A 7027-nucleotide genomic window follows, 5' to 3' on the forward strand; every position below is an offset into this window, starting at 1 on the left:
CGCGGCCGTCGCCCTGCACGGGCGCACCGCCAGCCAATACTACTCCGGCAAGGCCGACTGGGACGCAATCGCCAAGCTTCGCGAATCGCTGCCGGATGTGCCGGTGCTGGGCAACGGGGACATCTGGAGCGCCGAGGACGCCGTGGCGATGGTCCAGCAGACCGGCATCGACGGCATCGTCGTGGGCCGCGGCTGCATGGGCCGCCCCTGGCTCTTCGGGGACCTGCAGGCCGCCTTCGAGGGCACCGACAAGCGCTACACCCCGGGCCTGGCCAAGGTCGCCGAGACCGTCTACCGCCACGCGGAACTGCTAACCGAGTACTTTGAGGACGAGTTCAAGGGCCTGCGCGACATCCGCAAGCACATGGCCTGGTACTTCAAGGGCTACCCGGTCGGCGGGGACATCCGTTCCGCCCTGGCCCAGGTGCCCACCCTTGAGGTGCTGCGCGAACTGCTGGACCAGCTGGATCTGACCATGCCGTACCCGGGCAAGGACGCCGAGGGCCAGCGCGGACGCGCCGGATCCCCGAAGAAGACCCATCTTCCCGACGGCTGGCTTGCCACGCGCGAGATGGATGAGAAGCACAAGGCCATGATTTCCGCGGCCGAACTAGACGTTTCCGGCGGCTAAGGAGCCCAATGTTGCAGATTCCCGGATACACCGAGGCGGACGAGGATCGATGGGTACCCGAACCGCCCAAGAAGGCGTACCGGACCGCGTTTGAACGCGACCGCGCCAGGGTGCTGCACTCCTCGGCCCTGCGCCGGCTGGGGGCCAAGACCCAGGTCGTGGCCCCGTCCTCCGACGACTTCGTCCGCACCCGGCTCACCCACTCCCTGGAGGTCGCCCAGGTGGGCCGCGAGCTCGGCGCCACCCTGGGCTGCGACCCCGACGTGGTGGACACCGCCTGCCTGGCCCACGACCTGGGCCACCCGCCCTTCGGCCACAACGGCGAAACGGCCTTGAACGAGCTGGCCCGAGACATCGGCGGGTTCGAGGGCAACGCGCAAACCCTGCGCCTGCTCACCCGCATCGAGACCAAGACCTTCCGGCACACCGGCGCCTCCGCCGGGCTGAACCTCACCCGCGCCTCGCTGGACGCCGCCTGCAAGTACCCGTGGCTGCGGGCAGATGCCCCGGAGAAGAACGGCAAGAAGACCTCCAAGTTCGGGGTGTACGTCGACGACGCGCCGGTCTTCGACTGGCTGCGTTCCGGCTCCGGCGCGCAGCCGCGCCAGACCTGCATCGAGGCCCAGGTCATGGACCTGGCCGACGACATCTCCTACTCGGTGCACGACGTGGAGGACGCGATCAACGCCGGTCGCTTCCAGCTGCGCTGGATCAAGGACAAGGCCGAACGCGCCCGCGCGATCACCTTCACCCGGCAGTGGTACCTGCCGCACGTCGAGGACGCCGTCATCGACGCGGCGTTCACCCGGCTCGAGGCCACCAACGAATGGGTGCCGCACGCCGACGGCTCGCGCCGCTCCATGGCCGCGCTGAAGGACATGACCAGCCAGTTCATCGGCCGCTTCTGCCAGTCCGCGATCGACGCGACCCGCGAGCAGTTCGGCCCCGGCGAGCTGACCCGATTCAACGCCGCACTCATCGTCCCCGAATCCACCGAACACGAGATCGCCGCGATGAAGGGCCTGGCCACCGCGTACGTGATGACCAGCGACGAGCGCAAGCCCATCTACGCACGGCAAAGCGAGATCCTCACCGAGCTGGTCACGTTGCTGGCCGAGACCGGGGACAAGTACCTCGAGCCGCTCTTCGCCGCGGACTGGCGCGACGCCGCCGACGACGCGGCCCGGCTGCGCACCGTCATCGACCAGGTGGCCTCGCTCACCGACGCCTCGGCCATCGAATGGCACGCCACCCTGGTGCTGGGCAAGAGCTTCAACGAACGGCTCTTCTAGCCCCGCCGCCCGATCCACAGCCCGCAGCGGAACGGCACATCGCCCTCGCCTTTGGTCACTAGACTGGAGGCATGGCAGGCCTGATTAAGCGTGAAGATATCGACGAAGTCCGCAACCGCACGGACATCAAGGAAGTCATCGACGGATATGTGACGCTGAAATCCGCCGGTGTCGGCTCTTGGAAGGGCCTGTGCCCTTTCCACGACGAGCGTTCCCCGTCCTTCCACGTGCGCCCGCAGGTCGGTTCCTTCCACTGCTTCGGCTGCGGCGAGTCCGGCGACGTCATCGCCTTCCTGCAGAAGATCAACCACGGCACCTTCTCCGAGACCGTGGAGCAGCTGGCCGCCCGCGTGGGCATCGAGCTGCACTACGAGGACGGGGGCACCGGCCCGCGCCGCGAGGAAACCGGCCGCCGCCAGCGCCTGCTCGACGCCCACAAGATCTCCGAGGAGTTCTTCCGCGAACAACTCGCCACCCCCGGCGCCGCCGCAGCCCAGAAATTCCTCTCCGAGCGGGACTTCGATGCGGAGGCCGCCGCGCACTTCGGCGTCGGCTACGCACCGCAGGGCTGGGACGCGTTGCTCAAGCACCTGCGCGGCCGCGGCTTCCAGGACGAGGAGCTCAAGCTCACCGGCATCTTCTCCGAGGGCAACCGCGGGATCTACGACAGGTTCCGCGGCCGGCTGATCTGGCCCATCCGCGACCTCACCGGGGCCACCATCGGGTTCGGGGCGCGCAAGCTCTACGAGGACGACCAGGGGCCCAAGTACCTCAACACCCCCGATACCCAGCTCTACAAGAAGTCCCAGGTTCTCTACGGGGTCGATCTGGCCAAGAAGGAAATCACCAAGACCCGCCAACTGGTCGTCGTCGAGGGCTACACCGACGTGATGGCCTGCCACCTTTCGGGCATCGGCACCGCGGTGGCCACCTGCGGCACCGCCTTCGGCGCCGACCACATCAAGATCGCCCGCCGGCTGCTGCGCGACGACGGATCCGGTGGCGAGGTGGTGTTCACCTTCGACGGCGATGCCGCCGGCCAGAAGGCCGCCCTGCGCGCCTTCGAGGAAGACCAGAAATTCATCGCCCAGACCTACGTCGCCGTCGAGCCGACCGGGGCCGACCCGTGCGACCTGCGGCAGACCCGCGGCCCGGAGGCCGTGCGCGAGCTCATCGACTCCAAGCGCCCGCTCTTCGAGTTCGCTATCAAGGCCGGCCTGAAGAACTTCAACCTCAACACCGTCGAGGGCAGGGTGCAGGCGCTGCGCGTCAGCGCCCCCATCGTGGCGGAGATCCGCGATTCGGCCATCCGCCCGGCCTACGCCCGTGAACTTGCCGGTTGGCTCGGCATGGACATGGAGGACGTGAACCGCGCCGTGGGAGCCTCGGTGCGGCGCAATCGGATGCCCAAGACGGCGGAACCGGTCCACGGCAACGCGGGCCATGCGGCACCGGAACAGCCCGCCGCCCCGGTCTACTCCCGTCCCGATCCGCGCGACCCGGTCTCCCGGATGGAGCGCGAGGCTCTCGAGGTCGTGCTGCAGCAGCCTGCGCAGCTGACTCCCGAGCAATGGCAGGCGTTCTACGACGCCCGGTTCATGGCCCCCGCCCACGCGGCCGTGCACGACGGCGTGCGCGCCGCCGGGCTGGCGGGTGCCACCCCGTCGCAATGGGTCGAGGCCATCCGCCAGGAGGTCCCCGAACCGTTGCGTTCCTTTGTCTCCGAACTGGCTGTGACCCCGTTGCCGGCGAGCACGACCGAGGCATTGCTGCGCTATTGCAATGACATCATCAATCGCCTCTTCGAGTTGCAAATCACACATTTGAAGGCAGAGAAGATGGGGGAGCTGCAACGCATGGATCCCGCGGGGGATCCGGAGGGGTTCCAGCGCATCAACCGGGAGCTTTTAGAGCTGGAACTGCGCCGCAGGGCACTGCGCCAGGACTAGCCGCGGCGGGGTGCAGGGGCCGATTTTTGTTTTCCCGGAACCTTGTGTAGAGTATTTCTCGTTGCATTCCTCCGTAGCTCAATTGGCAGAGCATTCGACTGTTAATCGAAGGGTTACTGGTTCAAGTCCAGTCGGAGGAGCCAAAACAAAGGAATCCGTATTTTCTTCACTGAAAATGCGGATTCCTTTGCATTAAAACGACCGTTGAGGTGCAGGGGTCTGGACATGGGCGGTCTTGGCCGAGGTGATTCGGGCCAACTCACAGCATTCGGACCCCGGGGCCTTCAATGCTTCGGAGCGTTCAAAAGCGATCATCGACATCAACTCGGGGATCTTGCCGGCGTCCACCAGCCCGTGATGTTGCCGGCGGACGGTCTTGGCCTCGGGGGAGCGGTCCATCCCCGGGAGGCGGCCGAAGGCGACCGGGTCCAGACGGGTGGCGCCCTCGGCTCGCGGTTCGGCGACCAGGGTCCGCAGCACACCCCCCCAGCAAGATGGTGTCCAACCCGTAGAACCTGCGGGACGTAGCCGTGAACACCTTCGGCGCGCATGCCAGCAGCATCGTGGATTCCAGGCCCCTGGAGACCACGAGCTCCTAGCCCGGGCTAGGCGTTGCTGCCCTTGAGGGAGCCGGTAGTCGTTGCGCCCGAAGGATCCCCGATCAGGCACTGAACGATCTTGTCGCCGTCCGCCCAGCTTTCTTTGGTGGGCTGCATGACCGTGAAATCGAGCTCGGAGTCGTCATATGCAACTCCCACGAAGGTGCTGAAGGCGTTCATGCAGCTCGTCTCTGTCAGCTCATCCATGGCCTCGACGGTGTCGGGAAACTTCTCTAAATCGATGGTGAATTCGTGGAAGACCTCAAGGGAGTGCGGCTTTTCGCAAGGTACCACTGGGACCCGGTCCAATTCACCTTCACCCGGATCGTTGAGACAATCGCCGAGGCGAATGGAGAACGCGTCAGCGCTGACTTCCTTGCTGATCGTTCCGGCTTCGTCACGGGGTGCCTCTTTGGCTGGGATTAGTGAACAACTGCTCAAAGCCAAGAATCCGATTATGAGCCACGCCCCGGCTGCGGTCGACCTGATCATTGTTGTCCTTCTCGCGGTGGAATTTCTGAATTGAGTCTAGTGGTAAAGGATCAATTCTGTCCCGCAAATTCGCATATATCGAGAAAAGTCGACCGTTGTTTTTGGCTCAGGTCTAAATGAATTTCCGTGCCGGGGCGCAGATGCGGAAGGTCCTGTTTGCATTGAGGTCCGCTTCGCGGTGGATTGGCCCGGCCAAACGGGCGGCATGTGGACGGGCCATCGTGGTGACCGGGAACCGTGATCATAAGGCTGTTCCGTGCCGCAATGGTCAGATTTCTGCTGTATGTCGCACGGATTGTATGCGGGGACTGTGCAGTCCTGACTGCGTCTAAATATCACATAGATATACGTCATCCCGCGATCTGGACTCAGTGTTGCCAAACAAACCAAAGATGACTTTCCAGGCGGGTCACGCAAGGTGTCGAGTAGGAAACATTTGATTCACATAAAGCAATATGACGACATGCATCCTGAGTGAGTTGTCCGCGCCACCTAGCGTGAAATGCGCAATTATTACCCACTCGCTCGGAGCACCAGTTATGCAGCCAGATTCAGCGACCTTTACCTCTGGACAAAGAGAGGTTTCCGGTTCCGATCCGGGTGCGCAAGAATCCAATGCTCAAGCTTCGGATCCGCCCTCCGAATTGCACCGAAGTATGGGGCCCCGCCACCTCATCATGATCGCGATGGGTGGGGTCATTGGCTCAGGGCTTTTTCTCAGTTCGGGCTACACCATCGCCCAGGCCGGTCCACTGGGGGCCGTTTTGGCGTACCTCGTCGGCGCGTTTGTGGTCTATTTGGTGATGTCGTGCCTCGGTGAGCTGGCAATTGCATACCCCGTGGCCGGAGCCTTCCACATTTACGCAGCCAGGTCCATTGGACCGGCGACAGGGTTCACGACCGCGTGGCTTTACTGGCTGTGCTGGGCCGTTGCGCTGGGCTCGGAGTTCACTGCCAGCGGTCTGCTGATGCAACGCTGGTTCCCGGACGTGGCGGTTTGGGTGTGGTGCCTGGTGTTCGCCGTTCTGGTATTCGGGCTTAACGCTTTCTCCGCACGCCTCTTTGGCGAAGCAGAATTCTGGTTGTCCTTGGTCAAAGTGGGAACGATTATCGCTTTGATCATCTTCGGTGGCGCCGCGTTGCTGGGGTTCCGGCCCCTGGCAACCGACAGCGGAACACCGCTGCTGCTGAACAACTTCGTGACGAGTGAGGGCCTGTTCCCCCAAGGATTCTCCGGCGTCCTAGTCACCACCCTTGCAGTGTTTTATGCGTTTTCAGGCTCGGAGCTGATTGGTGTTGCCGCTGGCGAAACGAAGGATCCGGCGCGCTCCATTCCCAAGGCGTTGCGGGCCACGGTATTCAGATTGTTGATCTTCTTCGTTGGTGCCATCACGGTTATCGCCGCCACCGTGCCCTATGAAAATGTGGGGCTGGATGAAAGTCCGTTCGTGACGGTGTTCGGCAGCCTGGGAGTTCCCTACGCGGCGGACATCATGAACTTCGTCATCATCACCGCGTTGTTGTCGGCGGGCAACAGTGGGCTCTATTCCTGCGCTCGCATGCTGTTTTCCTTAGCCGATGAAGGCCACGCGCCGAAGGTGTTCCGAAAGCTCACCCGTCGTGGTGTTCCGTTGACAGCGGTGAGTATCAGCATGCTCGGTGGACTGGCCTCGCTTCTTTCCAGCGTCATGGCGGCCGAATCTGTATATCTGGTCTTGGTCTCGGTTGCCGGTTTCGCCGTGGTGGGTGTCTGGATGTCCATTTCTGCTTCGCACTTCTTCCACCGCAGAAACTTCGTCCGTGCAGGTGGAGACGTCTCCGCCTTGGTCTACAAGTCACCGCTCTACCCAGTGGTGCCGATTCTTGCCTTCACCCTGTGCCTGATCTCGGTTATCGGGCTTGCCTTTGACCCAAATCAGGTAGCCGCTCTCTACTTCGGCGTCCCCTTTGTGGCCGCTTGCTACCTCTTCTTTTACCTCCGCCATGGTCGCCGTTCCGCGGCCAACTTGAACGAAAGCGCCACGACTCGATGAGCGATTCTTCCCCTTCCCCACTTCTCTTTTC

At 63.4% G+C, this 7027-nt stretch carries 6 protein-coding genes and 1 tRNA gene; 5 read left to right on the top strand and 2 right to left on the bottom strand.

Going from position 1 to position 7027, the window contains the following annotated elements; genetic code table 11:
- The 4 genes from ACIPVK_RS21380 to ACIPVK_RS21395 all read left to right on the top strand — a co-directional run.
- Positions 1-631 (top strand): tRNA dihydrouridine synthase (locus ACIPVK_RS21380; protein WP_407613999.1); only part of this gene is annotated, 631 nt, incomplete at its 5' end.
- An 8-nt stretch (positions 632-639) separates the two neighbouring features.
- On the top strand, positions 640-1923 hold the full coding sequence (locus tag ACIPVK_RS21385) for a deoxyguanosinetriphosphate triphosphohydrolase (RefSeq protein ID WP_407614000.1): 1284 nt from the start codon (positions 640-642) through the stop codon (positions 1921-1923).
- Between the two features lie 71 nt (positions 1924-1994).
- Entirely contained in the window at positions 1995-3872 is a 1878-nt protein-coding gene (dnaG, locus tag ACIPVK_RS21390) for a DNA primase (RefSeq protein WP_407614001.1), read from the top strand.
- A gap of 67 nt (positions 3873-3939) precedes the next feature.
- Positions 3940-4015 (top strand) — tRNA-Asn (locus ACIPVK_RS21395).
- Positions 4016-4064: 49 nt separating this feature from the next.
- Here the strand turns inward: ACIPVK_RS21395 and ACIPVK_RS21400 are convergent.
- On the bottom strand, positions 4065-4352 hold the full coding sequence (locus ACIPVK_RS21400; RefSeq protein ID WP_407614002.1) for a hypothetical protein: 288 nt from the start codon (positions 4350-4352) through the stop codon (positions 4065-4067).
- 125 nt (positions 4353-4477) lie between these two features.
- On the bottom strand, positions 4478-4963 hold the full coding sequence (locus tag ACIPVK_RS21405) for a septum formation family protein (protein ID WP_407614003.1): 486 nt from the start codon (positions 4961-4963) through the stop codon (positions 4478-4480).
- A gap of 539 nt (positions 4964-5502) precedes the next feature.
- Here ACIPVK_RS21405 and ACIPVK_RS21410 point away from each other — a divergent pair.
- Positions 5503-6996: an amino acid permease gene (locus tag ACIPVK_RS21410; protein WP_407614004.1), complete on the top strand. Its 1494-nt coding sequence runs from the start codon at positions 5503-5505 to the stop codon at positions 6994-6996.
- Positions 6997-7027 lie beyond the last annotated feature (31 nt).

Source organism: Paeniglutamicibacter sp. MACA_103, from assembly GCF_045798555.1.
In the GTDB taxonomy this organism is placed as follows: domain Bacteria; phylum Actinomycetota; class Actinomycetes; order Actinomycetales; family Micrococcaceae; genus Paeniglutamicibacter.

What these genes read in the sequence shown, in the direction of transcription:
- ACIPVK_RS21385 (WP_407614000.1), top strand. Translation starts at nt 640, where the DNA reads ATGTTGCAGATTCCCGGATACACCGAGGCGGACGAGGATCGATGGGTA.
- ACIPVK_RS21405 (WP_407614003.1), bottom strand. Translation starts at nt 4,963, where the DNA reads ATGATCAGGTCGACCGCAGCCGGGGCGTGGCTCATAATCGGATTCTTG.
- dnaG (WP_407614001.1), top strand. Translation starts at nt 1,995, where the DNA reads ATGGCAGGCCTGATTAAGCGTGAAGATATCGACGAAGTCCGCAACCGC.
- ACIPVK_RS21410 (WP_407614004.1), top strand. Translation starts at nt 5,503, where the DNA reads ATGCAGCCAGATTCAGCGACCTTTACCTCTGGACAAAGAGAGGTTTCC.